The organism is Nocardia sp. Tas62D01 (assembly GCF_055232035.1).
In genome coordinates this window covers 8,739,900-8,766,315 of sequence record NZ_JBUYUZ010000001.1, presented here as the reverse complement: position 1 = coordinate 8,766,315, position 26,416 = coordinate 8,739,900, and the positions used below count along the sequence as shown (strand labels likewise).

Annotated in this window: 26 protein-coding genes and 1 pseudogene; 13 read left to right on the top strand and 14 right to left on the bottom strand. The window is 64.5% G+C overall.

The annotated features are described in order from the left end of the window. Window positions 1-12 precede the first annotated feature (12 nt). Window positions 13-774 (bottom strand): transposase family protein, encoded by a 762-nt coding sequence (locus ACV7NQ_RS42590; protein WP_463364674.1) that lies wholly within the window; start codon window positions 772-774, stop codon window positions 13-15. Window positions 775-968: 194 nt separating this feature from the next. Continuing rightward, on the bottom strand, window positions 969-1,112 hold the full coding sequence (locus tag ACV7NQ_RS42585; RefSeq protein WP_463364673.1) for a hypothetical protein: 144 nt from the start codon (window positions 1,110-1,112) through the stop codon (window positions 969-971). 276 nt (window positions 1,113-1,388) lie between these two features. Here ACV7NQ_RS42585 and ACV7NQ_RS42580 point away from each other — a divergent pair, with 276 nt between their 5' ends. From ACV7NQ_RS42580 to ACV7NQ_RS42560, 5 genes and pseudogenes are all read left to right on the top strand, one after another. Next, a complete protein-coding gene (locus ACV7NQ_RS42580) occupies window positions 1,389-1,946 on the top strand; it encodes a DUF4236 domain-containing protein (RefSeq protein WP_463364672.1) in 558 nt (185 codons plus the stop codon). Window positions 1,947-1,982: 36 nt separating this feature from the next. Continuing rightward, the gene (locus ACV7NQ_RS42575; protein ID WP_463364671.1) at window positions 1,983-2,369 is read left to right on the top strand and encodes a hypothetical protein; all 387 of its coding nucleotides are present in this window, start codon (window positions 1,983-1,985) and stop codon (window positions 2,367-2,369) included. Between the two features lie 401 nt (window positions 2,370-2,770). Then, entirely contained in the window at window positions 2,771-3,181 is a 411-nt protein-coding gene (locus ACV7NQ_RS42570; RefSeq protein ID WP_463361080.1) for a transposase family protein, read from the top strand. A 189-nt stretch (window positions 3,182-3,370) separates the two neighbouring features. Further along, on the top strand, window positions 3,371-4,600 hold the full coding sequence (locus tag ACV7NQ_RS42565; protein ID WP_463365766.1) for an IS110 family RNA-guided transposase: 1,230 nt from the start codon (window positions 3,371-3,373) through the stop codon (window positions 4,598-4,600). A 20-nt stretch (window positions 4,601-4,620) separates the two neighbouring features. Next, window positions 4,621-5,397 (top strand): annotated as a pseudogene (locus tag ACV7NQ_RS42560) (ISAs1 family transposase); the annotation flags it as partial. Window positions 5,398-5,630: 233 nt separating this feature from the next. Here ACV7NQ_RS42560 and ACV7NQ_RS42555 read toward each other — a convergent pair. The 12 genes from ACV7NQ_RS42555 to ACV7NQ_RS42500 all read right to left on the bottom strand — a co-directional run bounded on the left by ACV7NQ_RS42555 (window position 5,631) and on the right by ACV7NQ_RS42500 (window position 14,987). Continuing rightward, entirely contained in the window at window positions 5,631-5,903 is a 273-nt protein-coding gene (locus ACV7NQ_RS42555) for a hypothetical protein (RefSeq protein WP_463364670.1), read from the bottom strand. Window positions 5,904-5,913: 10 nt separating this feature from the next. After that, window positions 5,914-7,785, bottom strand: a complete 1,872-nt coding sequence (locus tag ACV7NQ_RS42550; RefSeq protein WP_463364669.1) for a hypothetical protein — start codon at window positions 7,783-7,785, stop codon at window positions 5,914-5,916. A gap of 80 nt (window positions 7,786-7,865) precedes the next feature. Continuing rightward, complete coding sequence (locus ACV7NQ_RS42545; RefSeq protein ID WP_463364668.1) at window positions 7,866-8,315, bottom strand: ATP-grasp domain-containing protein; 450 nt, start codon at window positions 8,313-8,315, stop codon at window positions 7,866-7,868. After that, entirely contained in the window at window positions 8,312-9,463 is a 1,152-nt protein-coding gene (locus ACV7NQ_RS42540) for a hypothetical protein (RefSeq protein WP_463364667.1), read from the bottom strand. The genes ACV7NQ_RS42545 and ACV7NQ_RS42540 overlap by 4 nt, the downstream gene beginning before the upstream one ends. A 90-nt stretch (window positions 9,464-9,553) precedes the next feature. Continuing rightward, window positions 9,554-9,982 carry a hypothetical protein gene (locus tag ACV7NQ_RS42535; protein ID WP_463364666.1) on the bottom strand — a complete coding sequence of 143 codons (429 nt, stop codon included), beginning with the start codon at window positions 9,980-9,982 and terminating at the stop codon, window positions 9,554-9,556. Next, window positions 9,895-10,680: a hypothetical protein gene (locus ACV7NQ_RS42530; protein ID WP_463364665.1), complete on the bottom strand. Its 786-nt coding sequence runs from the start codon at window positions 10,678-10,680 to the stop codon at window positions 9,895-9,897. Before ACV7NQ_RS42530 ends, ACV7NQ_RS42535 begins: the two co-directional genes overlap by 88 nt. A gap of 42 nt (window positions 10,681-10,722) precedes the next feature. After that, the gene (locus ACV7NQ_RS42525; protein WP_463364664.1) at window positions 10,723-11,223 is read right to left on the bottom strand and encodes a TIGR04338 family metallohydrolase; all 501 of its coding nucleotides are present in this window, start codon (window positions 11,221-11,223) and stop codon (window positions 10,723-10,725) included. Beyond that, window positions 11,220-11,999: a DUF2786 domain-containing protein gene (locus tag ACV7NQ_RS42520; protein ID WP_463364663.1), complete on the bottom strand. Its 780-nt coding sequence runs from the start codon at window positions 11,997-11,999 to the stop codon at window positions 11,220-11,222. The genes ACV7NQ_RS42525 and ACV7NQ_RS42520 overlap by 4 nt, the downstream gene beginning before the upstream one ends. Further along, window positions 11,996-12,673, bottom strand: a complete 678-nt coding sequence (locus tag ACV7NQ_RS42515; protein WP_463364662.1) for a hypothetical protein — start codon at window positions 12,671-12,673, stop codon at window positions 11,996-11,998. The genes ACV7NQ_RS42520 and ACV7NQ_RS42515 overlap by 4 nt, the downstream gene beginning before the upstream one ends. Before the next feature lie 87 nt (window positions 12,674-12,760). Beyond that, window positions 12,761-13,024 carry a hypothetical protein gene (locus tag ACV7NQ_RS42510; RefSeq protein WP_463364661.1) on the bottom strand — a complete coding sequence of 88 codons (264 nt, stop codon included), beginning with the start codon at window positions 13,022-13,024 and terminating at the stop codon, window positions 12,761-12,763. Between the two features lie 8 nt (window positions 13,025-13,032). Next, window positions 13,033-13,551, bottom strand: a complete 519-nt coding sequence (locus tag ACV7NQ_RS42505; protein ID WP_463364660.1) for a protein phosphatase 2C domain-containing protein — start codon at window positions 13,549-13,551, stop codon at window positions 13,033-13,035. A 713-nt stretch (window positions 13,552-14,264) separates the two neighbouring features. After that, a complete protein-coding gene (locus ACV7NQ_RS42500) occupies window positions 14,265-14,987 on the bottom strand; it encodes an HAD hydrolase-like protein (RefSeq protein WP_463366024.1) in 723 nt (240 codons plus the stop codon). Between the two features lie 448 nt (window positions 14,988-15,435). Here ACV7NQ_RS42500 and ACV7NQ_RS42495 point away from each other — a divergent pair, with 448 nt between their 5' ends. From ACV7NQ_RS42495 to ACV7NQ_RS42460, 8 genes are all read left to right on the top strand, one after another. Further along, window positions 15,436-16,209 carry an SDR family NAD(P)-dependent oxidoreductase gene (locus tag ACV7NQ_RS42495; protein ID WP_463364659.1) on the top strand — a complete coding sequence of 258 codons (774 nt, stop codon included), beginning with the start codon at window positions 15,436-15,438 and terminating at the stop codon, window positions 16,207-16,209. Window positions 16,210-16,615: 406 nt separating this feature from the next. Beyond that, window positions 16,616-17,317 (top strand): GntR family transcriptional regulator, encoded by a 702-nt coding sequence (locus ACV7NQ_RS42490; RefSeq protein WP_463364658.1) that lies wholly within the window; start codon window positions 16,616-16,618, stop codon window positions 17,315-17,317. Window positions 17,318-18,083: 766 nt separating this feature from the next. Further along, the gene (locus ACV7NQ_RS42485; RefSeq protein WP_463364657.1) at window positions 18,084-19,511 is read left to right on the top strand and encodes an FGGY family carbohydrate kinase; all 1,428 of its coding nucleotides are present in this window, start codon (window positions 18,084-18,086) and stop codon (window positions 19,509-19,511) included. Continuing rightward, window positions 19,511-20,950, top strand: a complete 1,440-nt coding sequence (locus ACV7NQ_RS42480; RefSeq protein WP_463364656.1) for an FAD-dependent oxidoreductase — start codon at window positions 19,511-19,513, stop codon at window positions 20,948-20,950. The genes ACV7NQ_RS42485 and ACV7NQ_RS42480 overlap by 1 nt, the downstream gene beginning before the upstream one ends. After that, on the top strand, window positions 20,947-22,293 hold the full coding sequence (locus ACV7NQ_RS42475; RefSeq protein ID WP_463364655.1) for an NAD(P)/FAD-dependent oxidoreductase: 1,347 nt from the start codon (window positions 20,947-20,949) through the stop codon (window positions 22,291-22,293). Before ACV7NQ_RS42480 ends, ACV7NQ_RS42475 begins: the two co-directional genes overlap by 4 nt. A 235-nt stretch (window positions 22,294-22,528) precedes the next feature. Beyond that, window positions 22,529-23,425: a dihydrodipicolinate synthase family protein gene (locus tag ACV7NQ_RS42470; RefSeq protein ID WP_463364654.1), complete on the top strand. Its 897-nt coding sequence runs from the start codon at window positions 22,529-22,531 to the stop codon at window positions 23,423-23,425. A gap of 269 nt (window positions 23,426-23,694) precedes the next feature. Next, complete coding sequence (locus ACV7NQ_RS42465; RefSeq protein WP_463364653.1) at window positions 23,695-24,723, top strand: proline racemase family protein; 1,029 nt, start codon at window positions 23,695-23,697, stop codon at window positions 24,721-24,723. Window positions 24,724-25,565: 842 nt separating this feature from the next. Further along, window positions 25,566-26,414 (top strand): substrate-binding periplasmic protein, encoded by an 849-nt coding sequence (locus ACV7NQ_RS42460; protein WP_463364652.1) that lies wholly within the window; start codon window positions 25,566-25,568, stop codon window positions 26,412-26,414. Window positions 26,415-26,416: the final 2 nt, after the last annotated feature.

Sequence of the window (26,416 nt, the reverse complement as noted above, 5' to 3'; positions counted from 1 at the left end):
AAGGAGGCTTATTCAGGCTGCCTGCCTGTAAAACTCTAGGGCGAGTACTGCAGAAATCGTGGTTTCGAATGTTTCGAATGGTCTGCGGTAGTCGATGTGCAGAATTCTCCATGTTTTCAGATTCGAGATCGTTTGCTCGATCATCCATCGGATCTTGTTCACTCCGGTGTTGAACTCTTTTTCCCACTCTTCGAGTTTCCGAAAGGCGGGCTTGCGGATGGGTGTGATCATCTGTTTTCCGATGTATCCTTTGTCGCCGATCCAGTCGGCGGGATCGTCGTCGGTCAAAGCGCCGGATATGTCGAGGGCGGCGCTGTCGTGACGGCAGCCGTCGACCGGATCCGATACCCACCGCAACTGCCCATATAGGTCGCAAACCACCTGCACATTCACGCCCGTCGTCTTGTGCTTGCCCGAGTACAACTCGGGCCGATCACGCCACGACCAGCACGGGAGCAATGTCCCGTCCGCGAGGTACTGCTCACCGGGGGCCAGATCCTCGACCGCCGGTACCCACGCACGCAACGCCCGATCGATCCACGGCGTCACCGCGGTGATCGCCCGCGAGATGGTCGACTGCGAACACTCGTACTGCTCGGCCAACTCCACCTGACGCCGATTCCTCCGCAAATAGATCAACACCACACACGCCGAATCGAACAAACCCAGCGACGGCGGATGCCCAATCGACTCCTGCTCCGACTTCGAGAAACGATAAATCAGCTCCACCAGATCGAGAATCTCATCCCGGGCGAAACCAGTACTATGATACATATGCGGCAGTCCTGCTTGAAGAATTCGGTGTGGTAATCAAATTCTATTCAAGAATTGGACTGCCGCCCTATTCGACACGCCGATTGCTTAAACTATTTCCCCAGCGGCTGAATAGGCCTCAAGGACTCTTTATCTGCGATAGTGGGTGAGTCGGCTTGGCGCTATGACCCTTGCGCCTCGGGTCGACTCCGGAATTAATCTGCGATAGCGCGGGAGACGGTGCGATGGGGACGGTTCAGAGCCAGCCGCCGATCCTCGTCGTCGAGATAGAAGAACCGCTCCAATTCAACACGGGACAACGCCCCGAACCGGCCGTAGCCGCCCTCATCGGTCACCACGACATGAGATCACCTACAGCACAACGGCGCTCGCTGTTCGACCCTTAGCGCCGGATCGGGCGGATCTGTTCCTACCCCCGTTTCAGGGTCGCCAGATGCGACCGGAGCTGCTGGTAGCGGGTCGCGGTCTCGTCTGCGCCGACGGCCCGGGTGGCTCATGCGTCTGCCTTTCCCCGGCGACCATGTCTGAAACGCCATCTACGGCTGCAATCGGCGGTGTACAACAAGAACCATGACATCTGTCGGACCTGTCAGGCAGGGAGGCACCAAATGGGCATGAGGTTTCGCAAGACTGTCAACCTCGGGGGCGGTTTCAAACTAAATCTCAACGCAAAGTCCGCCAGTATCTCCGGTGGAGTTCCTGGACTCCGCGCGACGGTAAACACGAAGGGGCAGCGAAATCTCTCCGCAGGAGTCCCCGGCACGGGTCTTTCATATCGGAGCACCAAGAAGATCGGCTCTGGAGGATCATCCGCGACAGGGCGGCGGTCGGCGGCGCCGACGCCGCTGCCGACTGCCAGTATGTCGTCCGGCGAGGTTCGGAAATTCGAAAAGGCAGTGAAGAAGGCGCGGAAGAACCCTGATTCGCTGTACCCATGGCTGGATGATTCCGAATTTGGTGAGGTTTCGAACATCCTGGTTGGCATGCACTTTTTATCCCAGGAGAAAATTGCTTCGGCTGCAAAGCACTTCTGGCAGGCGCTGGCAAATGACCCATCGGCAAGTGCCGATTCCTACTACCGCACTCATCCTGCAGGTGTGCAGTTCTCGGTGCTTAGCGTCGACGTTGACGTTCCTTTGAATCGTGATGCTGCCGTATACTTCCTCGTTTAAATTTACAATAAGCAGCAAGACTTCGAGGATGCTCTCGTGGCGCTCGAACGGATGGTTGATACTACCGATCTTTCGGTAGCGTTTGGGGCTCTATCGTCATTCAATTTAGAGCGGTATGACGATGTCCTGAAACTGACCGCTACGACTTCGACTCACAGTAGCGACCCGATCCAGGCTATCGCTCTCATTCTTCGTGCGGCCGCATTCCGAGAAAAGGGGGAGCCAAGGAAGGCGCGAGACCTGCTTGTCGGAGCAGTTTATGGCGTTAGAACGACTGCTATGTTGGAGTTGCTGAACATGGAAAACGGCCGCGCATACGCCGCCATGGGGCAGGCATCGGTGGCGCGAAATATGTTCGATTTGGTGCAGAAGTCCAATCCAAATTATCCGGGACTCACGGAAGCGCTGGCCGGGCTGCAATAGAATCACAGGTCGCTGATGCCACACCGAGACAGGCAGAGTCCCTATCTCCGCAGGTCGATCCGTGTGGCTAGCGCGTGTGTCCCCCTCCGGACACCAGAAGATACGAAAGCCGTTGCTATGCAACGGCTTTCGGCATGTTCGAGCCACGTATGTCTATGTCTACGCCGGGTGGGCAGGGCTCCGGCATTCTCGACTGGCAGGTCTGTGACCTGCGGGGAGTCGGCGTGAATTAGGGCGTGGCTCTTGGTGTTTCGTGTGGGCGGGCACGGATGACTGTGTGAGGATCGAGTTACCACACAAGAACGTCACTGGAGTCGTCCGTGCCCGCTGTAGCAGTATCGCCTGTCGCGCCCATTTCCGAAACCCTGGATCGCTGGCAGGTTGCCGACAGGGTGGATGTAGTGGATTCGGAGTTCCTCGAGGTGCTGGCATCGGTGCCCGATCCCCGAGATCCGCGTGGCAGGCGGTACCCGTTGGTGGCGTTGTTGGCGATGGCGATCCTGGCCGTCGCGGCCGGGATGCGCGGCTATGCGGGGTTTGCCTGCTGGGCCCGCACCGCACCACCGGAGGTGTTGGCCGGGTTGGGGCATCAACGCCGAAGTCGTCCTTCGGAGAGGACCTTTCGGCGAGTCTTGTCGAGCCTGGATGCTGCCGATCTGGACCGCCGATTGGGTGCGTATTTCGCCGAATTGGCCGTGACCGCCGGCGGGAACGGAGAGTTGCTGGTGGTGTCGATGGACGGCAAGACCCTAATGAGATGTAGCGGGTCGGTCGATCGGGCAGACTCGCTACTGGTAGCGGCTGGTAGGTGAGCACTGATTGGCCCCGGACTTCGAGTCCTGCTTTGAGATCGTGCCCCTGCCGGTCGGCCGGGAGAAATGGATCGCTGATGGGATGTCGTGCCTGCCGCATGACGGCGTGAGCACCGATTCATTAGGTCGCCGACGTTCTCCCGCACGCTGCCGGATTTGGTGTCCGACAACGATGAAGAGGGAACAGCTGTGCTGCTGGTCGGTGATGACTGGGCCGAGGACCACCACGATGTCGAGCTGATGGATGAGGCCGGGAAACGGCTGGCCAAGGCTCGATTACCGGAAGGGATCGCCGGGATCACCCGGCTGCACGCCATGATCGGTGAACACCTCGGCGACGACGCCGATGCCGCGCGGGTACGGATCGGGATCGAAACCGATCGTGGCCCGTGGGTCGCGGCGTTGATCGCGGCCGGCTACACGGTGTACGCGGTGAACCCGTTGCAGGCGGCCCGGTTCCGGGAACGCCGCAGCGTTTCGGGTGCGAAGAGCGATGCCGCCGACGCGCATACCCTTGCCGACATGGTCCGTACCGACGCGCACCAGTTGCGTCCGGTCGCCGGGGACAGTCCCGCCGCAGAAGCGGTGAAAGTTGTTGCGCGAGCACATAAAACGTTGATCTGGGAACGCACCCGCCACACGCAGCGGTTACGGTACGCGTTGCGGGAGTACTTCCCCGCCGCTTTGGAAGCGTTCGACGACCTCGACGCTCCCGACGCCCTGGAGCTGCTCGGCAAGGCACCCGACCCGGCCGCCGCGGCGCGGTTGTCGCTCAACCAGATCCGGGCCGCGCTGAAGCGGGCCGGCCGCCGCGGCGACCTCGACGCTAGAGCCGCCCGTATCCAGGCAATCCTGCGCAGCGAGCAGCTGGGCCGCAACCAGGTCATCGCGGCGGCCTACGCGGCAGGGACCCGCGCCGCGGTCGCGGTCCTGGCCACCCTCGACGAGCAGGTGAAAGTCCTGCAAGGGGAGGTCGAGGCCCATTTTGGCCGGCACCCGGCCGCTGAGATCATCTTGTCCCAGCCAGGACTGGGCAAGATCCTCGGCGCCCGGGTGCTCGCCGAGTTCGGGGACGACCCCACCCGCTACGCCAGCGCCAAGGCCCGCAAGAACTATGCCGCGACCAGCCCCATCACCCGCGCCTCGGGGAAAATGAAGGTCGTCGCGGCCCGGTTCGTGCACCAGGACCGGCTCGTCGACGCGCTGATGGCCCAAGCATTCAGTGCGCTCAACGTATCGCCGGGAGCCCGCGCCTACTACGACAAGCAACGCGCCCGCGGCCTAGCCCACCGTGCCGCCCTGCGTCAGGTCGCCAACCGGCTCGTGGGCATCCTCCACGGCTGCCTCAAATCCGGAACCCTCTACAACGAGACCACCGCCTGGACACACCACACCCAAGATCAACAAGCCGCAGCTTGACAAGCTAAGCCCTGGGATGTCTCAAAGGTGCCCGCAAGGCCAAAGCAGCGGCTTCGCATCTGGTGTCGATGTACGCACACCGCACCCGTCTGGTGCTGGGCCAGCTCGCCATCGACGCCAAGAGCAACGAAATACCTTGTTTGAGAAAACTTCTCAAGAAATTCCCGCGTATTCCGCTGCTGGTTGTCGTCGACGCCCTCCACACGCAGACAGCTGCCGCGAAACTGATCTGCCGGACCCTGAAATCGCATTACATAATGGTCGTCAAGGCCAACCAGTGCGGTTTGCTGGCCCGGATCACCGCCCTGCCCTGGGCTCGCGTCCCGGTCTGCGCGACCGATGACAGCCACGGCCACGGACGCGACGAACACCGCAGCTTCCAGATCATCGCCGCACCCCGAGGCATCAAGTGGCCGTACGCGAAACAGATCATCCGCATCACCCGCGAACGCCTCGTAATCGCCACCGGAAAAACCAGTTACGAGGTCGTCTACGCGATCTGCAGCCTGCCCTTCGACAAGGCCCGGCCCGCACAGATCGCCTTCTGGATCAGATCGCACTGGGGCATCGAGAATTCTATCCACTACGTCCGCGATGTGACGTTCGATGAGGATCGCTCGACAGTAGCCGCACGCAGCGGACCGCAGGTCATGGCGACCCTGAGAAACACGGTGCTCAACCTTCACCGTTTCCACGGCGCCACCAACATCGCCGAAGCCAACCGGGAAACCGCCTTCGACCCCCACCGCGGAATCCATCTCCTCAACCCACAAACGCCCAGGTCACAGGCCGCTTAACGAGAACGCCGGAGCCCTGGCCAAAGACCCATCCCATAGGACCATACCAATGGCATGTGCACATCATCGACGCGAATATCGGGGCGGGTCACTGCCGCGATATCGAAAAGTCCGGCGAGGTCGGTCATATTCCATCCCGGATAGTGTGGACGAAAGAGTGGCGTGTCGCCGGATAAGACGACGACGCGGTAGTGCGCGATAAACGTTTCGGGCGCGCGGCGGACCGGCTGTGGTCAGGATTCGAGGACGATGTTCAGGTCGTCGCGGCCGGTGGCGATCTCAGCGCCGCCCCCGGCGTGTTTGATGTCGACGTCGTCGTAGCAGGCACGGCACACGATGCCCGTCGCCGAATTGGTCGAGCCTTTTCCGTAGGCGTGGCAGCACGGTGTCAGTGCAACGAGGCCAGCGGTGTCGTCGTTGATGACAACGCAGCCTTCGTCATCGAGGCCGACGATCTCATCGAGCCGGTCGGCGAATCTAGCGGGAAGTCGCAGTGTCGTTTTCACCGGTGGGTTCCTATTTGCGGTTGAGGTGGGAGATCCGCGCGATCCGTCGGAGCAGAAGCCGCGATCGGCGGAGTCGCGGTCGAGTGATCGTTTCGACCGCATCGCTGTAGGCGGTGGCTAAGCGCGGGTCCACGGCGTTGGTGACGGGGTGGCCGGTGTCGTGTTCGTAGATGCCGACCGACCAGGGCCCAGATGCTTCCTCGGTTTCGCTGCCGACCAGGCAGGCATCGCCGTTGGTGGCGTAGAGCTGGAGGGTGTCGTCGAGGTCGGCCGCCAGCCCGGTAGACCCGGCTCCGTGGCCGGTCCAGGCGATGTACGGTGCGTGGCCGCGGGCGCGCAGGAACTCGATCTCGGTGGCGTAGATCTGGGAGAGCTCACGCTCGTAGCCCGCACGGGTGGGCCGTACACGGGCGCGTTCGCGGAAGTAGGCGACCAACGCGCACAGGGCGTTGCGTGCGTCGTCGGGGTAGCGGTGCGGGTCGGTGTCATCGCGCACGACGCTCGCCGCATCGAGCAGCCACTGCGCGTCGGCGAGCAAGCGGGTGGTGTGCGCGACATCGATGCCTGCGCCCCAGTGCTCCAGAGGTGTGTGATGCTGGGCGAATGCCGTTGCGAGGGTGCGGGATTCGGTGTCGGTGAGGACTTGGTCTTCGTCTTGGCAGGTGGCGAGGATGCGGGCGAGCTCGATGTCGAAAGAATCGAGCGTGTCGGGAGGATCGGTGGTCATTGTGGGTGGCCTCGAGGGGTGCAGTGATCGGAGTTTCGCGCGGCGTCGAGCAGTGCCGCGCCGCCTCGGGGTCAGCGAGCCGGGCGGATCCGGTATGGGCTGGTCAGGCATGGAGGGCAGTACGCGCAGGCGGAAGCCAACGGCTGTCAACCGCTGGAGCAGAGGTTCGGCTTGTGCGGTGGTGGCGGGGCGTTGTTGCTGGATCCAGCGTGCGTGTACGCGGCGGGTACGACCGTCGCCGCTATGGGCCCGATACAGTCGCCCAGAAGCGTTGCTGGGTTCGAGCAGGATCGCGGTGACCTGCTCTTGGTCGTCGTCCCACACGAAATACACGGGCTGGTGTGGCGGTGGCGGCTGATTCGGTGCGGTGTAGGAGTACGGAAGCGCCGCCCGTGCGCTGTCGTCAGAGGCCTGGTCCCAGCCTTGCCGGTATCGCGCGGTGATCTCGGCAACGAGTTCCGGATCGGCGCTGGGGCTGGGGATGAACGCAGCCACAGCGGGATTGGACAGTGGTGAGGGGTGTTCGAGCCCGGCGTTGAACGCCTCACGGCCGAGCGCAACCCAGTCATGGCTGTCGGCGGGGGGCTCCGGCGCGGTCAGTTCGGCCAACAGCGCGGCGACCTTGACGGCCTCGGCGGCCGCGACGTCGATGACGAACCGGAACTTCCCGCGGCGGACGTCGACATGGATGGTGTCGATTCCGGCCGACTGCGGGCGCACCGAGATGGCTTGGTCGCCCGGGATGTAGGACGCCGAGAAAAGCGCTGCCACGGCTGCGGCATGGCAGGCGGAGCCCGCAGCGGGCCGGTGGCGGAGAAAAAGGGGATCGGTGGGATTCATGGGATGTTCCTGACCGCGGTCGGTTCGGGGATCGCCGAGGACTCGCGTTCGGGGCGGCGGGTGACGGCGGGATGGGTGCGACGGGGGACCTGGTTGGTGGCTGGATGGTGTCCGTACGCGGACGAAGGTGTCTACTCCGCTCAGCACGGTGCTGGACCCGCGGTCGAGGCCGAAGATCTCGCGTACATGGTGTGCGAGGTCGCTGATCTCGGCGTTCAGGCTCACCGGGCGCTCGATGGTGATGTCGGTGGCCAGCGGTGAACTGCGTTCGGTGCCGAAGAGGCGGCCGTGGATGCAGTAGACCTTCAGGTCCACACCCTCGTTCGTTGGGGATATAAGGCTGGCCCAGCAGTAGTGACTGGCCGCTGTGGTGGGTGCGGAGGCTGTCGAGGTCCTCAGGCCCGGTGACCAGGTGCACCGCGTGTCCGGCGCTGCCGTCGGCCGGTTTGACGACCAGCGGGTAGTGGCGCGCGGGGTACCGCGGTGAACGCGGCCGGGTCGGTGGCGGCCGAGGTGGACGGGACGGGCAGGCCGTGGCGCTGGGCGAGCAGGTGGGCGCGGGCCTTGTCGCGGACGCCTCGGATGGCGCGTGCGTCGTTGATGGTGGTCAGGCCGGCGTGAGCGGCGGCTTCGAGTCGGCCGAGGCCGGGGCCGCCGGACACGGTTTTCAGGATCCAGGCATCATGGTTGCCGCTGTCGATGAGGCCGGTGAGGTCCAGTAGTTCGCCGCCGGGGCGAACGATGTCGACGTGGTGGCCTTTGTGCCGCAGTCGGTGGGCGAGATCGAGGGGGAGGCTGTCGGTTCGGTAGCGTTCCTCGAGCGGCAGGCACAGTCTCACGGTCATGGTGGTCTCCTCAGAATGTGGATCGGGGCGAGCCGACCACTGACACCGGATGTGGCGGCCGACGGCGGCGGGTGGGTGTGCTGGTGGGTGAGTTGGGCGTGGTCCAGGCGCTGGGGGTTGTGCCAGTCGGTGAGGATCAGCTCGTAGAGCCGATGCAATGCCGCGGTGGCCGCGCCGGTGAGCGAGGTCGCGGCCGGTGCCCACAGGTCGGTGACGAGATCGCGAGGTGTCGCGTCGGGCAGGTCGGCACCGGTGCGGGGCGGGCGGCGCCCGGGCGTGAACCACAGGTAGGCGAACCCGCCGTACACGGTGGTGTCGGCGATGGCCAGCACGGCGGTGTGCGCGGTATCCCGAGCGCGGGCGGAGGGGATGATCGGCGCGAACTGCACGCGCAGGAACCACACAGCGGTGGGCGCGGTGCGCGGGTGTAGGCAGCCGTAGCCGAGGCTGATCGAACCGGTGACAGGACCACCGGCGTGAAGGACGGGATCGCCACGGATATCGAACAGAGTTGTGGTGGTGAGTGTTTGAGGATCGGAGGGGGTCATGGGTCTGGGGCGGGCATGGCGTGGTTGGGTCGGTAGCCGCGCGGTTCTCGGTCGCGGCAGGGCGCGCACGACGTCATCGGGGCAGTGACTGGGGCTTGCCCGGTGCCGGGGCAGGTGTGCTGGGTTCGAAGTGGGGTGGATGGTGTAGTCGGCGTTGATGTGGAAGAGGCCGCTCCAGTGACGGATCCAGTCGGGGGCGGCGCAGTCTTCGGTGAGGAAGTCCAGATCCGTGTGGGCTGGGCCGGTGAGGATCACACGCAGGGTCTGCGGTGCCAGCGACGGCGACACCGTCCACCGGTCGGGTGAGTCGAGGTCGGTGTCGACTGCGTGATCGTTGACCCATGCCTGGGGCTGGAACCGGTTGTTCACGGTGAGCGCGGGCAGCGGCGGGGCGGGGTCGCCGTGGTCCCAGCTCTGGCCGGTGACGGCAGCGACGAACATGAGCCGGCGCGCGCAGCGGCACCAGATCACGTCCGAGAGGTCCCGAGCCCACAGGAGTACAACGGCGGCCGACCAGGCCTCGGTGGAGGTGAGCGTCTCGGACTGAGCCTTGGTCAGCGTCGCCTCCAGGTGGCCGTCACAACGGGTTGTTGGGCTCACTGCTGCAGGCGCATGTGCCGCGGACACTGGGGACTTGGGCGGTCATCTCGTCGAGTCGGGTGCGCAGAACCCGCAGCGCGGAAGTGGGGTTCATTGCTCGGTGGCTTCCAAGGATTCCAGGACCGCCAACCCGAGGCCGGCAGCGAGCCGAGTAGCGGGATCGGATTCGGCCGGGGGGTCGATGGTCAGCAGGAAGTCGGTGGCGATCGCGTTCCAGGCGTGACCGGCTGCTCGGCGAAGCAGCGAGTGGGGGATGACGGCCTGCAGGGCGGCCGCGACGAGGCCGTCGCTGTCATCGAGCTCGTGGGCGCGCTCGCCGAGGTAGTGTTCGGCGGCTTCGCGGGCCAGGTCGCGGCGTAGGTGTTTGATGCAGGCGGGACAGGTGAGGTCGGTGAGAGAGGAGGCATAGATCGGGGGTGCCTCGCTGACGGTCAGTTCGCAGAGGGTGCGGTGACCGGAGTAGGTGGCGTGGCTGTGGGTGCGGTCGGTGTCGGACCAGCACACCTGCGTGGTGTCCATTCTGAGTTGGTTCTCCTGGGTCGGTCCCGTCGTGTGCACAGTGGTCCCGGTGCGCGGGCGTTGATGGGCGACGAGTTCGTCTGGGGTGGTGTCGGCGGTGGTTTCAGGCGCCCGGTGGTGGGCGTGTCGGTGGGGTGGAACGCGGCGGTGAGTGCGTGCGCGAGGGTCAGGACTTGGCCGGAGTCGACGTCGAGTTCGACGAAGGCGCCACCGCCGTCGTTGATGGTGAACTTTCCGGACACCGGCCGATTGCCGCCGAGGTAGATCACGTTTTCGTGGATCCGGTCGGCGGGCGCGAGGATTTGGGGCAGGGCCGCGAGGATCTCTTCGCGGCGTATGGTGCGCGCGGCGTCGGCGATCGCGAGCGGGCGTGCGATGTCGAGCGCGGCTCGGTAGGGCGGTAGCAGGCGAGATTCGATGTCGGCGGCGATCAATGCCGGATGCCGCGCGGCGGCGACGGTTATGGGGTCGGCCTTTTCGCGCTCTCGCAGCTGGGTATCGAGGTCGCCGTAGCGTCCGGTGATGACGACGCGTCCGTGACCGTGACGAGGGTGGGAATGGTCGCCGTCGGTCAGCGCCAGCATTTGCCCAGCGGGGCCGTGTAATTCGGCTTCGTAGGTATAGAAGCGATGGCGGCGAGCGGTCCAGTCGGGGCCGAGTTCGGCCGCGACACGGTCGGCGAAAGCGAAGATGTCCATGGAGGGGCTCCGGTGCGTTTCGGATCAGCGGGGGCTGAGGGCTCAGCTGGGGTGGGCGCCGGTGTCGGCGAGCGTGGCGCGCAGCAGCCAGGCGGCTTCGGCGCCGATGGCGACCTCGACGAGGTGGTACAGGATTCTGCAGAACTGCGGGCCGTGGGCGGGGCTGTCGAGAGGTTGCAGGTGGTGGGCCAGTTCGTGCAGCAGCACGAATTCCCGCAGCAGCTGGCGATTGCGCAGGGATATCGCGATGGTGGCGGTCGCGGGTTCGTAGTGTGCCCGCGACATCCCGCGGCGTCGGACGGTGACCGGGATCCGGGCGCGCTCGTATCGGCTACGGATCGCGTCCAGGGCAAGGACGGCTTCGACGTAGGTTTGTATCGATTCCAGCGACACCACTCGCCGCTCGATCGGCAATCTCACTCGGGAGCCGAAGATCTCGACTTGGCGGTCGGGCAGCTGGTCGGCTTGGTCTAACATGCTCCACACCAGCGCTTCAGCGGCATAGACGCGGCCTCGATAAATGTCCCTGACTGAGCGGGTCATGACGGCAACCGCCCCGGAGCAGCGGGCAGGGATGGTTGTTCGGTGAGGCGGGCGCGGCGCCCGGCCTGGTCCCCGGCGCTCGAGGCTGCGGCGTCGCCGCGTCTGGGGCGGCGCAGGGCGCGCCAGGTCCTGCGGGCTCTGGTGTGGCTGGTGTAGAAGTCGGCGACTTCGAGTTCCTTGTCCCGCAACACCAGCGCCGTGCGCGGCCTGGTCCCGGGTTCCTCGGGCGTGGAAAGCGCCTGGGTGCGGGTGGTATCGCGGGCCTGGGTGAGGCGATGGCCGATGCGGGTGGCGAAAGCGCGTTGAAATGCCAGGCGGGCGGTGATCCCCGCTCTCGCGGTCCCATCGGTACGTCGTGCGCGGTGTTCGGGCGAGTGCAGGTAGGCGCGGGAGTCGCGGACCATCTGTGCCAGCACGCCGGCATAGAGGACTTCGACCGCGGCGATGTCGGAGTCCATGCCGAAGGCGATCACCCACGTCGAATTCTGGGCGATGTCGACGCGCACGTCGTTGGGGCGCGCGATCGCGAGGAACAACTGCACGTAGGTGGACAGTCCCCGGGTTCCGGGTTCACCGATGCTGATTTGACGCATTGTCGGTCTCGTGCGGGTGCCGGTGCGTTCGACAGCGCAGGCAAGCGCGAGGTCGATCGAGTGCCGTGTCGCGAGTTCCTGCGCGTGGGTCAGGAACGCTTCGGCTTCGTGCGGATTGTCGGTGCCCTCGGCCTTGCGCAGCAGCCCGGCGATGCGGGACAGGGCCCGATCGGATCGGGTCACTGGCCTGCACCCCCGAACAGGGCGCCACCGACGACGATCATCGCCAACGGGTCGACCCTGTGCTGGTTGGGGTCCGCGGCATCACGGACCTTCCGGAGCCGGTGAAGTAGGCGCGGGGTATGCAGGTCGATTCCGGTCAGGGTGGGGCGTTTGTCGGTGGCCGGGACAGTGATGATGCGGTACTCCTCCAGGGGGAGGCGCAGCTCGTACCAGGCTTCGGCTGGTGGAGCTTCCTGGGTTGGGTCGGGTCGCGGTGGCGCCCAGGCCCTGCAGTGGCAGCGGGGATCTGAGCATCGGGTGATCCGGTGTTCGGGATGCGGGTTGTAGTGGTGCATCCGGCCGGCCAGCATGGGGCATACCCTGCCGGAATAGTCGGCACAGGACGGGTGGAGCCCGGGTTCGATCGCGACCTTGTGCTGGTAGTCGGAGGGGCGGATGAAGATGATCACCTGCTCGCCCAGCGAGGTGCCGCAGACCTGACACAGCCTGCGATCCAGGATTTCTCGCAGGCGAAGCGGGTCGACTGCTCCCCACACAGGGCGGGAGCGGTCGCGGTGGGCCAAGGTGATGTGGGGCACGACCATCCCTTGGCTGGTGGGGGCGTCGGACAGGGCCGCGGGCAGCGGATCCGGGTGTCCGTCTCGGGGCGACGGTGGCGGGACGGGGTCTGTCATGTGAGTGAACTCCGTTGTCAGTGAGAGTGTTCAGGCAGATCGGCGGAGACGAGTGATCCAGGGAGCCGGGTAGGGGCGGGGTCGTGGTCAGGTGGGCTGGTCGGTGGCGGGCAGTCCGATGACCATGGCGGTGGCGTTATCGGCGTGTGGGCCCGCGGCACGGACGGCCCACTGGGTGAGCCAGTGCGCGGCTCGGTGCGCTGTGGGTGCGGTGGTGATCGCGTGCTCGATGACCTGCGGGGTCAGTGGTTCGTGGACGCCGTCGCTGGTGAGCACGACGTGGGTAGGTCGGTGACCGTGATGCCCGCTGGGATGCCAACGCCGGGTCTCGGGGTCCCGACCGCTGGCCAAAGACCGGGTCAGCTTGTGCGGTGCCCCGTATTCGCCCAGGTTGTGGTCCTCGGTGAGCTGGATGAGGCGGCCATCTCCGAGGTAAAGCCACGCTCGGCAATCACCGATCCATCCGACGTGCATTCCCCGTCGGGCGCCACGGTCGCGACAACTAGGACCGTGTCGGGGTGAGACCCCCAGGCGTCGCCGAATTCGAAGTCCTGCAACGTGGTTGCCTGCGTGCCGGTGGCGAACTCGGCGTGCAGGGGCAGCGTGACGCGCGCCAGTTCGATCAGATGTGCCGGGTCGAGTTGATAGTCGAGGGCGGCGCCGAACGCGGTGACCGCGCGCACGCTCGCGTCGGCGATGACCTCGGATCCGGTCACCGAACCCATGCCGTCGGCCACGACCGCGACAACGTAGTCGTCCTGGTGATGGAAGGCGTGACCGTAGGCGTCCTGCTGATCGGTGCGGCCGCCGATGAGGCGGGCGGCGCCGATATCGAAGCGCGTGAGCAGGTTGTGACGGGCAATGTCGATCGAGGACATGAAAGTGCTCCTCCCACAGCGGGATAGACGAAAAGTTCGACGCGGACTGGAGGCGGGCGGTGGGGCTTCTCGAAGCGGTTGGGGCCACGTACAAGCGATTGGGCGTGAGCGGTCGATGGCCGCGGCACGGTTCGCCGCAGCGGTCGCCATCGCCGAAGAGGAAGCCGAGACACCGTTTCCGGCACCGTCGGCGGCGGTGTTCGACGCGCCGCTGTGAGACTCGCGACCGGGAAACAGGGTCCGCCACCCCGGTAGGGTAGGCAACCGCGCTCGAATAGTTCCGGGAACCTCGGGCGGGCCCTCGTGTTCCACGGTATCGCGATGCGAGGAAGACCTCCATCGCAACACGCGCTCACCACAGTCTCGGCTGAAATCGGTTGTCCGGCTAGTGGTGTCGGGGTTCTGGCGCGGTGGGGGTGGGCCCGGCCCCGGCGGGTCGCGCCGGCCGGTGAACGGGTGCGTCCGCGCCGGGCGCGCTGCCGGGGTTCGACGGCGCCGAATACCCCGCCGGAACAAAGCTAGCCCCAATCGCGGGGCCGCATCCCGTCGAACTCGGCGGTGGCTGTGGTCAACTCCGCTGTGGCCGGTGGTCGACCCTGGGTGGCGAATGCCCGCAGGATCGCGCGGTGAATATCGCGGGCGACAACACCGGTGCGATCAATATGACGGCCGTGCAAGAGGCCCCGCCGCCGCGCCCGGCTGTGACCAATGCGCTACGGCCAGCATGAGGGAGCCTCGATGCCCAGCTGATGTGCCAGCTGTGTAACTGTTGCGACGCGCCACTGCGCGCTCGCACCTTCAGCCGCGGCCCCGTATCCCCAGGTGACATGGATGGTCGGAATGCCCCAGTGGGCGGCGCCGTCGATGTCGTGGACACGGTCACCAACCATCACCACATCATTGGTGGCGCCGGGCACCGGTTCGATGTCCATGCAGCGCAGTGTGTGCCGGATGACATCGGCCTTACTCCGGCGGGTTTGATCGGGGTTGGCACCTCCGACAAAGTCGAAGTATCTGGCAAGGTCGAAGTGTTCGAGGATTCGATTCGCGACCGACTGCTGTTTGGACGTGGCGATTCCGAGCCGAATACCAGAACCGGCAACCCTACTCAGTAGCTGCTCGATTCCCTCGAACACGCGGTTGTTCATCCAAGCACCGCCCCGGTCATACCGTTCGGCATACGCTTCGAGGGCGCGGTCGACCTTCTCTTCGGACATGCCGAGGGCACGTAAGGTCTCGATCATCGGAGGTCCGAGCGCGACACTGAGATCATGCGGCGGCGGGTGCTCAACGGTGGCCAATGCGTGTCGAAAGCCGGCCAGGATACCCGGGGCAGAATCGGTGAGGGTTCCGTCGAGATCGAAAAGCGCAGTCGAGAATCGGCAGGGCGCCGAGGCGCCTAGTGGGGCCGCGCCATGTCGGCCGCCGGGGCGCACTGATCTTGTGTCGTGGACCGCTTCAGGCTCGTAGCGCTGTGAGACGGTCTCGGCGATGTGGTCGCTGACGTGGCCCCGTGGCGCGAACTCGAGAATGTCGTGGGAGCCGCCGCGTATCACCATGCTGCACGCCCGCGGTCGGGTCGACGAGAACTCTGCACCAGTGGCCTCTATCCTTGCGGAAATCACACAGATCGACCCGAGGACTCCAATCGTCACGGCAGGGGCGGCACGAGGCAGTCATTTAGTCGACAATCGACTGTAGGCATCGAACTGCTCGCCAGTCAAGTCCCCGGCGCGAGAGTCCGTTGACGAAGCCGGGCCGGATGCCTCTGGATTTTCGGGCGTCGTCACCCTGGCTTGACTGGATTGGGCGGAAGACTCAAACTGAGGCAGTCGATTGTCGACAACATATCAATCTTTCGAGGTTGATCCGCTGAACTGTCATATGCGAGGAGAACGAACCATGGGCCTGCTCGACGGGAAGACCGTTATCGTGACCGGCGCCGGCGGGGGCATCGGACTGGCGTGCGCGCTGCACCTGCACGAGGAAGGCGCACAGGTCGTCGCGACGGTGCATTCGGAGTCGAGCCTGTCCAAGCTCAACGTCGACAACGACAGGCTGGTCGGCCGCGTCGTCGACGTCACCGACGAGCAGCAGGTCAAGGAACTGGTCGAAGTCACGGTAGCCACCTTCGGCAAGCTCGACGGTATCGTCAACAACGCTGGCATCCTCATTCCGGGCACCATCCTCGACGCAACGACCGAGGACTATCAGCGCACCTTCGATGTGAACGTCAAGGGTGTGTTCCTGGGCTCGAAGTACGCCATCCCGGAGTTGATCAAGGCTGGCGGTGGTTCGATCGTCAACGTCGGCTCGATCAACTCGGTCGGCGCGGAGAAGAAGCTGACAACCTACACCGCCAGCAAAGGCGCAGTCCTCACGCTGACCAAGGCGATCGCGCTGGACTTCAGCCTGCAGGGGATTCGCGCCAACACCCTGTGCCCCGGCTTCGTCGACACCCCGTTGAACGTTCCTCACTACAACGCGCTCGGTGGGCGTGAGGTGCTCGAGGCAGCGCTGGCGGACTTCCAGCCGATCGGGCGGGCGATCGAACCGATCGAGATCGCTCATTCGGTGGCTTTCCTGCTCTCGGATCATTCCACCGCGATCACCGGCACCGCGTTCGTGGTCGACGGCGGAGTCCTGGCAGGAGCCTGACCTGAGCAAATCAAACAACCGGCGACATCCGACAGCGACTGCTGTCGGCTCCGCGACCAGCCCGCACTGAAGGCATTCCCGCGGGAACCTCTCCGTGGCCGAGGCGATGACATGATCATCGCCGTCTCGGGTTCGGCGAACCTCACTCGCGCGAATCCGCGCCTGTGCGCTCGGGAACGGTCACGCACCGAGCAAGGCCGCACCTACTGAACCGGTCGATCACGGGTAGCGACGATTTATCGATGCCACTAGAATCGTGCACCCGCTGCTGCGTCTGGATGCCACTGAATGGGGGAGCGCACCCAATCTTGCTCTATTGTCGACAACAGAACCTCTGTCGAGGTTCCGGTGTTCATCGGTGCTGCGATGGCGTCATCGTAGTTCGTGGTTGCAGAAAGGGCGGCTCATGAGTGTCACTCCCGGTCGTTTGAAGCGATCCGAATCTGACCGGCGCGAGGACGGCGAGATTACTCTCGGCAAGATCGAGCAACGCACCACGCCCGACACCGTCGTGACGGTGCTGCGCCGGGCGATTCTCGATGGCACCCTGGCGCCGGGCAGCCAACTGCGCGAAGCCCATCTTGCTGCCGACCTCGGCGTCAGCCGCGCGCCACTGCGCGAAGCCTTCGGCATTCTCGCCGACGAAGGATTGGTGGACAAGGTCGCCTATCGGGGTGCATTCGTTGCCCAGATCAGCCCCCAGGAGATCGAGCAGATGGCCAATTTACGCAAACGGCTCGAGCCTTATGCCATCGAGCTGGCGTTACCCAAGTTGAAGGGCAGGGGCAGGACCAAGGCGCTGCGCGCGTTGAGAGAGATGGCGCGTGCGGCAGACGAGGGCGATTCCAGTCAGGCTGTCGACGCTCACATGAGCTTCCATCGCGTGTTCTACGAACTGTCGGGCAACCGATTACTGCTCGATATCTGGAGCGGTTGGGAAGCCCAGTTGCAGTTGTTCTTGTCCGCCGATCACCGATCCTTCGCCGACTTGCATGATGTCGTGGCAGAACACGAGCGCCTGATGTCGATCATCGACACCGGCGACAACGAGGCCATCACACGAGAGATCGACCGCCATGTCCACGGCGCGTTAGTCGACGACCAGTAACCGTCGCCCCTCGATTAGGCATCAACGATGATTAGGCATCAACGATGCCGGAATCGGTCGACTCCCCGAGGGTAGATGTCCTCGGCTGATCGGCTACGGCGAGTCCTGGTCATCGATCTGGGGACGCTACCGGCCTGGATGTCGAACGCAACGGCGTGGCGTGCGGTGGGGCCGTCGTCCGGCGGTGCTCCCGGTTCTCGCCTCAGGCTGCGAGTACGTCACCGTGCGCTCCGGCGGTGAGTTATCTCCGCGATCGGCTGCTGTACTCGAGCTGAGGCCTTGCGATCTCGCGGACGCTGCGTGCGAACAGGAGGCTGTGACGAACGTTGTGTGGGTCCTCGACCCCGACTTTGCGATTCCAGCACCGTGATTCGCCTACGCTACGGCCATAGCCGAACTGGGGGCTTGGGCTGGGTGGGGTCGAGCCCATCCCGACATGGCTGCGCGATTCGCTGGACTGCGGGTCCTCGACCCGCTCAGATGTCCTTGGCGCTTGCTGCATAGTGCACCGAATGTGGCGGCAACAGTGAGGTTGTCGATCTACCTCGCCGCTGGCGAGGGCGGGCCAGGCCGCCACTGGTCAGAAACCGACCTTCAGAAACGCTAGGTGACGACCTTCGCATAATTATACTATTGTCGACAAGCGACAGTCTGTGATCGCCTTGCCTGACAGTACCGGGCTGCGGTTCAGATCAGATCAGCCACGGTTCGCGGCCTATTTGTCCGAGAACCCCTGATGCGTGCCTGGCTACGGAAAGAGAATGGCGTGACAGTCTTGGCGATCGACCAAGGAACGTCGGGGACCAAGGCACTCGTCGTGTCCGATGACGGACAGGTACTCGCCGTCGCCGAGATCCCGCTGCGACCGGACTACCTCGATGGCGGCGCTGTCGAGCAAGACCCCGCCGCCCTGCTGGACTCCGTCTTGGACAGCGGTCGGCGAGCCGTCGCCGAGGCGGGCGCCACGATATCGATGGTGTCGCTGGCCAACCAGGGCGAGACCGTCCTGATCTGGGATCCGGTCACCGGCCGCCCGCTCAGTCCGGCCCTAGTCTGGCAAGATCGTCGGGCCGAGCCGTTGTGCCGTTCGCTGCGCGGGGACAAGGAGCTGATCGAGCGACGGACAGGGCTGGTCCTGGACCCGTACTTCTCGGCACCGAAGATGCGTTGGCTTCGCGACAACGTCTCGCGCGATGGGGTCGCCACCACCATCGACACCTGGATCATCCACTGCCTGACCGGCGAGTTCGTCACTGACCACACGACGGCGAGCAGGTCGATGCTGGCCAGCCTCGACCGTTCAGGCTGGGACAACGACCTGGTGGAGATCTTCGGTCTGGAAAGCGAACAGCTACCCCGGATCGTCGACAACGACACGATCGTCGGCATAACCAGCGCTTTCGGCTCCGACACCGCGGTCGGTGGGCTCATCGTCGACCAGCAGGCAGCGTTGCTGGCCCAGCGCTGCCTCGACTCGGGCACAGCGAAATGCACCTTCGGAACGGGAGTGTTCCTGCTGGCCCACACCGGCACCACACCGGTCCGGTCCACCGCCGGGCTGACGACCTCGGTCGCGGCGACAGTTCGCGGCGTCACGACCTACTGCCTCGACGGACAGGCATACACTGCGGCCTCGGCGATCCGCTGGATCCAGGACCTCGGGCTGATTTCCTCACCCGGTGAACTCGATGCCGCAGCCGGTGCCGATTCCGGGGGCATGTGGTTCGTTCCGGCCTTTGCCGGGCTTGCCGCGCCGTGGTGGCGTCCCGACGCCACCGCCTCGTTCTCCGGAATCACCCTGTCCGCCAACCGATCCCACCTGGTCACCGCTGTTGTGGAGGGCCTGGCCGCCCAAACCGCGGAACTGGTCGCCGCCGCGGAAACCGACCTAGGTGGTCCGCTGACCAGTTTGCGTGTCGATGGCGGTCTGACCCGGTCGCATCGGCTCATGCAGGCCACCGCAGACCTGACGCAACGGCCGGTCGAGGTCTACCCGAGCACCCATGCCACCGCACTGGGCGCCGCCGCGTGCGCACGCCTGGCAGATGATCGCGACTTGCCGCTGGGGGACGCGATCACCGCGTGGACGCCGACGCGCTCCTATGCGCCGCGCTGGTCGCCCGACCGGGCGTCGGAATTCCGTCACCACTGGAGGGCAGCCGCGGACGCGACCCTGCCGAGAGGAGAACAATGATGACCGCACAATCCCCAGGTCCGGACTACGATTTCGTCGTCGTTGGCGCCGGGATCGTCGGCTGCGCCATCGCACGCGCACTAGCAGCCTATGACCAGCGCGTCGCTCTGGTGGAGGCACGCGCGGACGTCGGCGACGGGACCAGCAAAGCAAACACCGCGCTGCTGCACACCGGTTTCGATGCGACCCCGGGAACGCACGAATCCCGGCTGGTCCGCCGCGGCTACGTGCTGTTGTCGGAATACGCGGCCACCACAGGTATCCCGGTGGAACGGACCGGAGCCCTACTGGTCGCATGGAACGACGAGGAACTTGCCGCCTTGCCCGGGATTGCCGAGAAAGCAACGCGCAACGGTTACCGGGCCTGCGAGCTCATCGACGCTCCCGCGGTGTATCGGGCGGTACCGGCACTGGGACCCGGCGCACTAGGGGCATTGACCGTTCCCGACGAGTCGATCATCTGCACCTGGACAACCAACCTGGCCCTGGCCACCGACGCCGTAGCGCGCGGTGTCGCCTTGAAGACCTCGACCCGCATCGAATCGGCCGCCGTCGGGCAGACGCTGACGATCCTGCACACTGGCGCTCACCCCATCACCACCCGCTGGGTCATCAACGCCGCAGGTCTGGGTGCCGATCACCTCGACAACGCCTTCGGCTACGACCGCTTCCACGTCACCCCGCGCCGCGGCGAGCTGTTCGTGTTCGACAAGCTGTCGCGGCAACTCATCGACCGGATCGTGCTACCGGTTCCGACCTCGCGCGGCAAGGGGGTGCTGGTCAGCCCCACCATCTACGGAAACGTCATGCTCGGCCCGACCGCCGAAGATCTCACCGACCGCACCGCGACCGGCACCTCCGAGTCCGGCATCGACTTTCTGCTCACCAAAGGCGCCACGCTGGTGCCTGCTCTGCTGGGAGAGGAAGTCACCGCCATGTATGCCGGGCTGCGCGCCGCAACCGAGCATTCCGACTACCTCATCGACCTCGACACCGATCAGCGTTATCTGCTGGTCGCTGGCATACGGTCCACAGGATTGACCGCGGGGATGGCGATCGCCGAGTATGTCGAGAACCTACTGACCAGCGCAAACATAATGGGGCCGGAGCGCAGGGATCTGCCTGCGCCGCCGCGCATGCCCAATATCGGCGAGGCGTTCGTTCGCCCCTACCAAGACATCGATCGCATCAACCGCGACAGCCAGTACGGCAAGGTCGTCTGTTTCTGTGAGCGGGTCACTGCCGGAGAAATTCGTGACGCCTACAACTCGCTGATTCCACCCGCCGACTTGGACGGGCTGCGCCGCCGTACCCGCGCCATGAACGGGCGCTGCCAAGGATTCTTCTGCGGCGCAGCAATCGCAGCGATCGCCGATCAGCACCGCCTGGACCAGCCGGCGGGCAAACCCGAGACACCGACCAAGGAACCCGTCCGATGACCGCTGCCAGCCTGTCGCGCATTGTGATCACCACCGACGTCGCCATTGTCGGCGCCGGACCCGCGGGGTTGACCGCGGCCACGTACTTGAGGAGAGACCCGTCACGGCGCGTCCTGGTCCTGGATCGGGAAGCCCGGTCCGGCGGTGTACCACGACATTGCGCCCACCTCGGGTACGGCATCCGCGACCGGTATACCTTCATCAGCGGGCCCAGCTACGCCGAACGACTGACCACCGAGGCCGAATCCGCGGGAGCCGACATACTCACCGACGCCATGGTCACTTCCCTCAACCCGGACAGCTCTCTGGAGGTCACCTCACCGTCTGGACTGTTCCGCGTCGAGGCGCGCGCGGTGATCCTGGCGACCGGTGCCCGCGAACGCCCGCGGTCGGCACGTGTGATTCCCGGTGATCGCCCGCGCGGTGTGTTCACCACCGGACAACTGCAGCAGAGCGTCCACCTTCATCACCAGCCGGTCGGTCGGCGCGCGGTGATCGTCGGCGCCGAATTGGTCAGCTGGTCGGCCGCACTGACGCTGCGCGATGCGGGGTGTCGACCGGTGCTGATGACGACCCGCTACCCCTCGCCCGAGGCGTACGCGGCGTTCAACATCGCCGGTCGCGCCCTATTCCGTATACCCATCGCGACCCGCACCCGCGTATCACGCATCATCGGACACGATGCGCTGGAAGCAGTCGAAATCGAAGACCTCGACACCGGGGTGCGGCGAACCATCGCTTGCGACACGGTGGTCTTCACCGGCGATTGGATCCCCGATCATGAACTGGTTCGCTCGGCGGGCATCGCATTGGACCCGGCATCGGGCGGCCCGCTCGTCGATACCGCTCTGCGCACCAGCCAGTCCGGAGTCTTCGCTGCCGGGAACCTCCTGCACCCCGTAGACACTGCGGATATCGCAGCCTTGGATGGTGCGTTCGTCGCCGACCAGGTCGAGGCACACCTCAACGGGGCACCTTTCCCCTCCAGCGTCGAGGCCACCGTGCGCCTGAATGTGGACCCACCCTTGCGGTGGGTGAGTCCGGGGGTTGTGCGACCTTCCGATCCTGCGCCGCCACGCAAACGGCTGCTGCTGTGGACCGATGAGCCCGTCAGATTCCCCCTAGTGACACTCACCCAGAGCGGTACGGTGATCGCTACCCGACGGCTGCTCTGGACGGCGTCACCCGGACGGGTCTTCCGCGTCCCGTGGTCGATCACACACGGCATCGATCCAGCCGCAGGCCCGGTGAGGATCGGACTAAGCAATACTCCGAAATCGGCGGCCACCGAGTCCTGGCCCCGCGACCGATCCGGCGCACTGGTTCCCAGGGGCAGCCACTAAAGACCGTCCCACACCGGAACTCTCAATTCCAGCCCGCTGCCAGGCGCAGCGCACCAGCTCGCAGCGGGCTGCGCGAGCTTCGGCATGCGAATGGGCAGGTCATCAGCAGGTAAGTCGACTATCATCTTGTCGACAATATTCAATATTGATAGAGTTTGAGATGCGATTACTCGAAGGCGCACACCGGCCCGGCCGGCACCGCGCGCCCGAACCCCACCGAGAAGAAGGAACCTCAATGAAGAAGCTGGGCGGCATCCTCGCCGCAGTCTCGACCCCTTTCGCCACCGACGGATCTGTAGACGAAGCAGCGCTGCGCGATCACGTCGACTTCTTGATCGACAACGGCGTACACGGGCTGGTTCCTGGCGGCAGCACAGGCGAGTTCGCGTCGTTGACACTCGACGAGCGCAAACACGTCAACAAGACCGTGATCGTGCAGGCTGCGGGTCGTGTGCCGGTCGCGCCGCAAACCGGGTCCACCTCCACCGCCGCAGCGATCGACCTGTCCAAACATGCAGCCGACTCCGGTGCCGACGCAATCCTGGTTGTCCAGCCCTACTACGAGGCGCCCACTCGCCGCGAAGTCATCGAGTACTTCGCCACCGTCGGTGCGGCCGTGGGTGTGCCCGTGATCGCGTACAACCTTCCGGGCGTGACCGGGATGAACCTCGATCGAGTGTTCTACCGCGACCTGCTCGAGCGCACCGAGGCGGTGAAGTACGTCAAGGACACCTCGGGATCGATCGAGCAGGCATTCGACTTGATCTTCAATCTCGCAGACACCATCGAGATCTTCGTTGGATGGGACACGATCGTGCTGCCCGCGTTTGCCGCCGGTGCCGCGGGGTCGATCTGGGGTGCGCCGAATTTCGCGCCGAAGGAATGCGTTGCGATCTACGAATTGGCCAAGGCCGGCAAGCACGCCGAGGCCCTCGAGATCTTCAAGCGACTGTGGAACGTACTCGACTTCCTGGGCAAAGAGGGCTATGCAGTGGCGACGAAGGCGGCCGCCCAGACCGTCGGCATCGGCCTCGGTGCGCCTCGAGCCCCCTACACAGAGCTTCCTGCCGAAAAGATGGCCGAACTCACCAAACTGATCGCCGAGTCCGGCCTGAACTACGGTGGGAACTGAACCAGCCGAATCCTGTCAGGATCGCCGCCCTCGCCGGTGGCTGCGGCAACCCGAGGCAGCAGGCGCCAACCTGGCGCCTTACAGCGAACCGGCCTATGCCGAGGCCGACGGCGTCCTGGTGCCAGCGGTCAACCTCCGTGCACCTTATCGATCAGTAGGCATACCGATGCCATCCGTCGGTGCGAACCGTATGCGATCGATCGGTTTGATCGCAGGATCGTGATCGTGGTCCTGGTGGAAGAAGTCCGATAGACCAGAAGGGGCATCCAATGCGCTGGAATCGTGTGATTAACGTCGTCAAATGTCATGTCGGCGGGGAAGTCAACAACGTCGTCACCGGCGGCATCGCAGACGTGCCCGGCGCGACGGTGTTCGAGAAGATGAAGTACTTCCGCGACCACCGCGACGGCTTGCGCCAGTTGCTGCTGCACGAGCCCCGAGGGTCGGTCACACACTGCGTCAACTTCCTCGTTCCGGCCACCCACCCCGAAGCGCAGATGGGCTACGTCATCGCCGAATCGACCGAGTACCCGGTGATGTCGGGTAGCAACACCATGTGCGTGGCGACTGCTTTGCTCGAAACGGGCATGATCGAGATGGTCGAACCCACGACTGAATTAATCCTCGAAGCACCGGCTGGGCTCATCCGGATACGGTGCACCTGCGAGAACGGCAAAGTTACCGGCGTCGACTTCGAGAACCAACCAGCCTTCGCCTACAAGATCGGCATGCCCCTGGAAGTCGATGGCTTCGGGACTGTCACAGTCGACGTCGCGTGGGGCGGAATGGCCTACGTCCTCGCCGACGCCGAACAATTCGGGCTCACACTGACACCCGAGGAGGCCCGTGACATCTGCGAGCTCGGACAGCGGCTGAAGAAGGCGGCGGCCGAGCAGATTCCAGTCGTCCACCCCACCAACCCCGAATTCGCGGGGATCACCCAAACCGAATTCGTCGGACCGCTGACCTATGTCGAGGGAACGGTGACCTCGAGAAACGCCGTCGTGGTGTCACCCGGCCGGCTCGACCGTTCACCGTGCGGAACAGGCACATCGGCACGCCTTGCCGTACTTGCTGCGAAGAACCAGATAGATATCGGCGAACGATTCGTCCACGAATCGCTCATCGGGAGCCAATTCAGCAGCACGATCGCGCGCAAGACCACCGTGGGCGCCTACGACGCAGTCGTCGCCAGGATCACCGGGCAGGCATTTATCACCGAACTCAGCCAGGTCGGACTCGACCCGGCCGACCCGTTCCCGACCGGCTACACACTGTCTGACACCTGGGCCAGCTGACCACTCGCCGACGCGAACTGGCAGCTCACACTGACGACGGCGGAGTCCCGCGAGTGGACTCCGTTGTCTCAGGGCGCTGAATTCACACAGGTAGTTATCCGGAAACGTGGGACGCAGAGCTGGATGCGGCTCCGGCGTGCGTGCGTGAGGCATTCGTCGCGGCGACTCGGATCGCCTTCCGAGTGGTGCGCCAGCCAGCTCGGTCACGGTCGAATAGGCGTCCAGGAATGGGTGACGCCAACTATTGACGCGCACTGTCGGCGATGGACAAGCCGCGAAAATCGGTGGCCGACGTCGAGTAACAGGAAATTTTTACGCCGAAACCTTGCCCTTCCGCCGCCCTCTATGGAATATTGTCGACAGTTGCCAATCCTGAGGAGGGTCGGAAGTGAAGCTACATAACCCGCCTGGCGGGCCCGGAATCAATCTCACTCCGGAGGGCATCGCGGAACTATCCGTGAAATCGGGGCATGGTCGGCACGCGATGGACATGTCGTCAGATTTCAATAAGGCCGACCGGCAGATCCGCGACCACGCCGGGGTCATCACGACCTTCGTTGCGGGATACGCCCTTCAGCTCGCTGGCCCAGAACGCCGCGGGCTCGACCATAGGTGTCGCGAACTGCCTAACTTCTCCGACTCGTTGACGTTTGTGAGGCGGTTCAGAACTGCGACCCGAGTCGCGCCGAGCGTATGAGTGCGGAACTCGAGCGCATTCTGAAAGATGTGAGTTTCCAACTCTGAGATCAAGTTCGTTTCGCATTGATCGCGAGATCTTGACTCGATATCGACCGAACAATTTACCAACCACAAAACACTCCTCGCAAATAGGAAGAGATGGGATGAATTCTTCTCGGAAGATGTCACTGGCGATCATTGCAATGGTGGTCGTCAGTGTGCTGGCCGGCTATTTTGGGTCGACGTTTCGAAGTAATGGCGCCGCTTCGGCGGGTGTCGATAGCGGCAACGGAGGATGGATCGAAAAGGTAAAGAGGCAAGGTGAGATCAGGGTTGGCGTGGCAGCGTTTCCTCCGATGGTCGCGCAGGCCGCGGATGGCTCATGGGTCGGGCCTATGCTCACCCCGGTGAGGGAACTGGCAGCCGCGCTCAAGGTCAAAATGACTCCTGTGCCGACGACATGGCAGGGCATCATCGCTGGGCTCCAAGCCGACAAGTTCGACATCGCCGCGGGTACAGACCTGACCCTCGAACGCTCCATCTCGGTTCAATTCACACAACCATATTACATTGACCATGGAGTGTTTGTTGTCAAGCGAGACTCACCCTACTCGACGTCGACGGATATCATGAATTCGCATCAAACTCTTGTCGAATCACAGGGGTCGGCTCACGAGGCTGCCATAAAGGCGGCGGGCGCGACCGTGCTGAGCGTGGACAGCTGGTCGAATGCTGTTCAGGCAATCAACGCGAATCGCGCAGTTGGTGAATTCACCGACGCGGGAACTGCTGAACAACAAGTCCAGAACGACCGATCGCTGGCAATCATTCGGGCTACTCCGGAGTTATGGATGGCAAACGTCGGTTTCGCGATGCCGAGCGGAACCGATCAGCAATCACTTCAGACGGTCAATGTCGCGATCCTCATGGCGCAATCGAGTGGTGAGCAGACACGCGAATTCGCCTCGGTCGGATACATCGGTATCGACAACCTTGGCAGCATGGCTAAGTAGGC

Bases quoted from the DNA above. Each gene is read 5' to 3' on its own strand.
- ACV7NQ_RS42480 (WP_463364656.1), top strand. From the start codon at position 19,511: ATGACCGCACAATCCCCAGGTCCGGACTACGATTTCGTCGTCGTTGGC.
- ACV7NQ_RS42495 (WP_463364659.1), top strand. From the start codon at position 15,436: ATGCGAGGAGAACGAACCATGGGCCTGCTCGACGGGAAGACCGTTATC.
- ACV7NQ_RS42460 (WP_463364652.1), top strand. From the start codon at position 25,566: ATGAATTCTTCTCGGAAGATGTCACTGGCGATCATTGCAATGGTGGTC.
- ACV7NQ_RS42490 (WP_463364658.1), top strand. From the start codon at position 16,616: ATGAGTGTCACTCCCGGTCGTTTGAAGCGATCCGAATCTGACCGGCGC.
- ACV7NQ_RS42580 (WP_463364672.1), top strand. From the start codon at position 1,389: ATGAGGTTTCGCAAGACTGTCAACCTCGGGGGCGGTTTCAAACTAAAT.
- ACV7NQ_RS42525 (WP_463364664.1), bottom strand. From the start codon at position 11,223: ATGACCCGCTCAGTCAGGGACATTTATCGAGGCCGCGTCTATGCCGCT.
- ACV7NQ_RS42545 (WP_463364668.1), bottom strand. From the start codon at position 8,315: ATGACCGTGAGACTGTGCCTGCCGCTCGAGGAACGCTACCGAACCGAC.
- ACV7NQ_RS42535 (WP_463364666.1), bottom strand. From the start codon at position 9,982: ATGGACACCACGCAGGTGTGCTGGTCCGACACCGACCGCACCCACAGC.
- ACV7NQ_RS42515 (WP_463364662.1), bottom strand. From the start codon at position 12,673: ATGACAGACCCCGTCCCGCCACCGTCGCCCCGAGACGGACACCCGGAT.
- ACV7NQ_RS42470 (WP_463364654.1), top strand. From the start codon at position 22,529: ATGAAGAAGCTGGGCGGCATCCTCGCCGCAGTCTCGACCCCTTTCGCC.
- ACV7NQ_RS42465 (WP_463364653.1), top strand. From the start codon at position 23,695: ATGCGCTGGAATCGTGTGATTAACGTCGTCAAATGTCATGTCGGCGGG.
- ACV7NQ_RS42530 (WP_463364665.1), bottom strand. From the start codon at position 10,680: ATGGACATCTTCGCTTTCGCCGACCGTGTCGCGGCCGAACTCGGCCCC.
- ACV7NQ_RS42505 (WP_463364660.1), bottom strand. From the start codon at position 13,551: ATGTCCTCGATCGACATTGCCCGTCACAACCTGCTCACGCGCTTCGAT.
- ACV7NQ_RS42590 (WP_463364674.1), bottom strand. From the start codon at position 774: ATGTATCATAGTACTGGTTTCGCCCGGGATGAGATTCTCGATCTGGTG.
- ACV7NQ_RS42475 (WP_463364655.1), top strand. From the start codon at position 20,947: ATGACCGCTGCCAGCCTGTCGCGCATTGTGATCACCACCGACGTCGCC.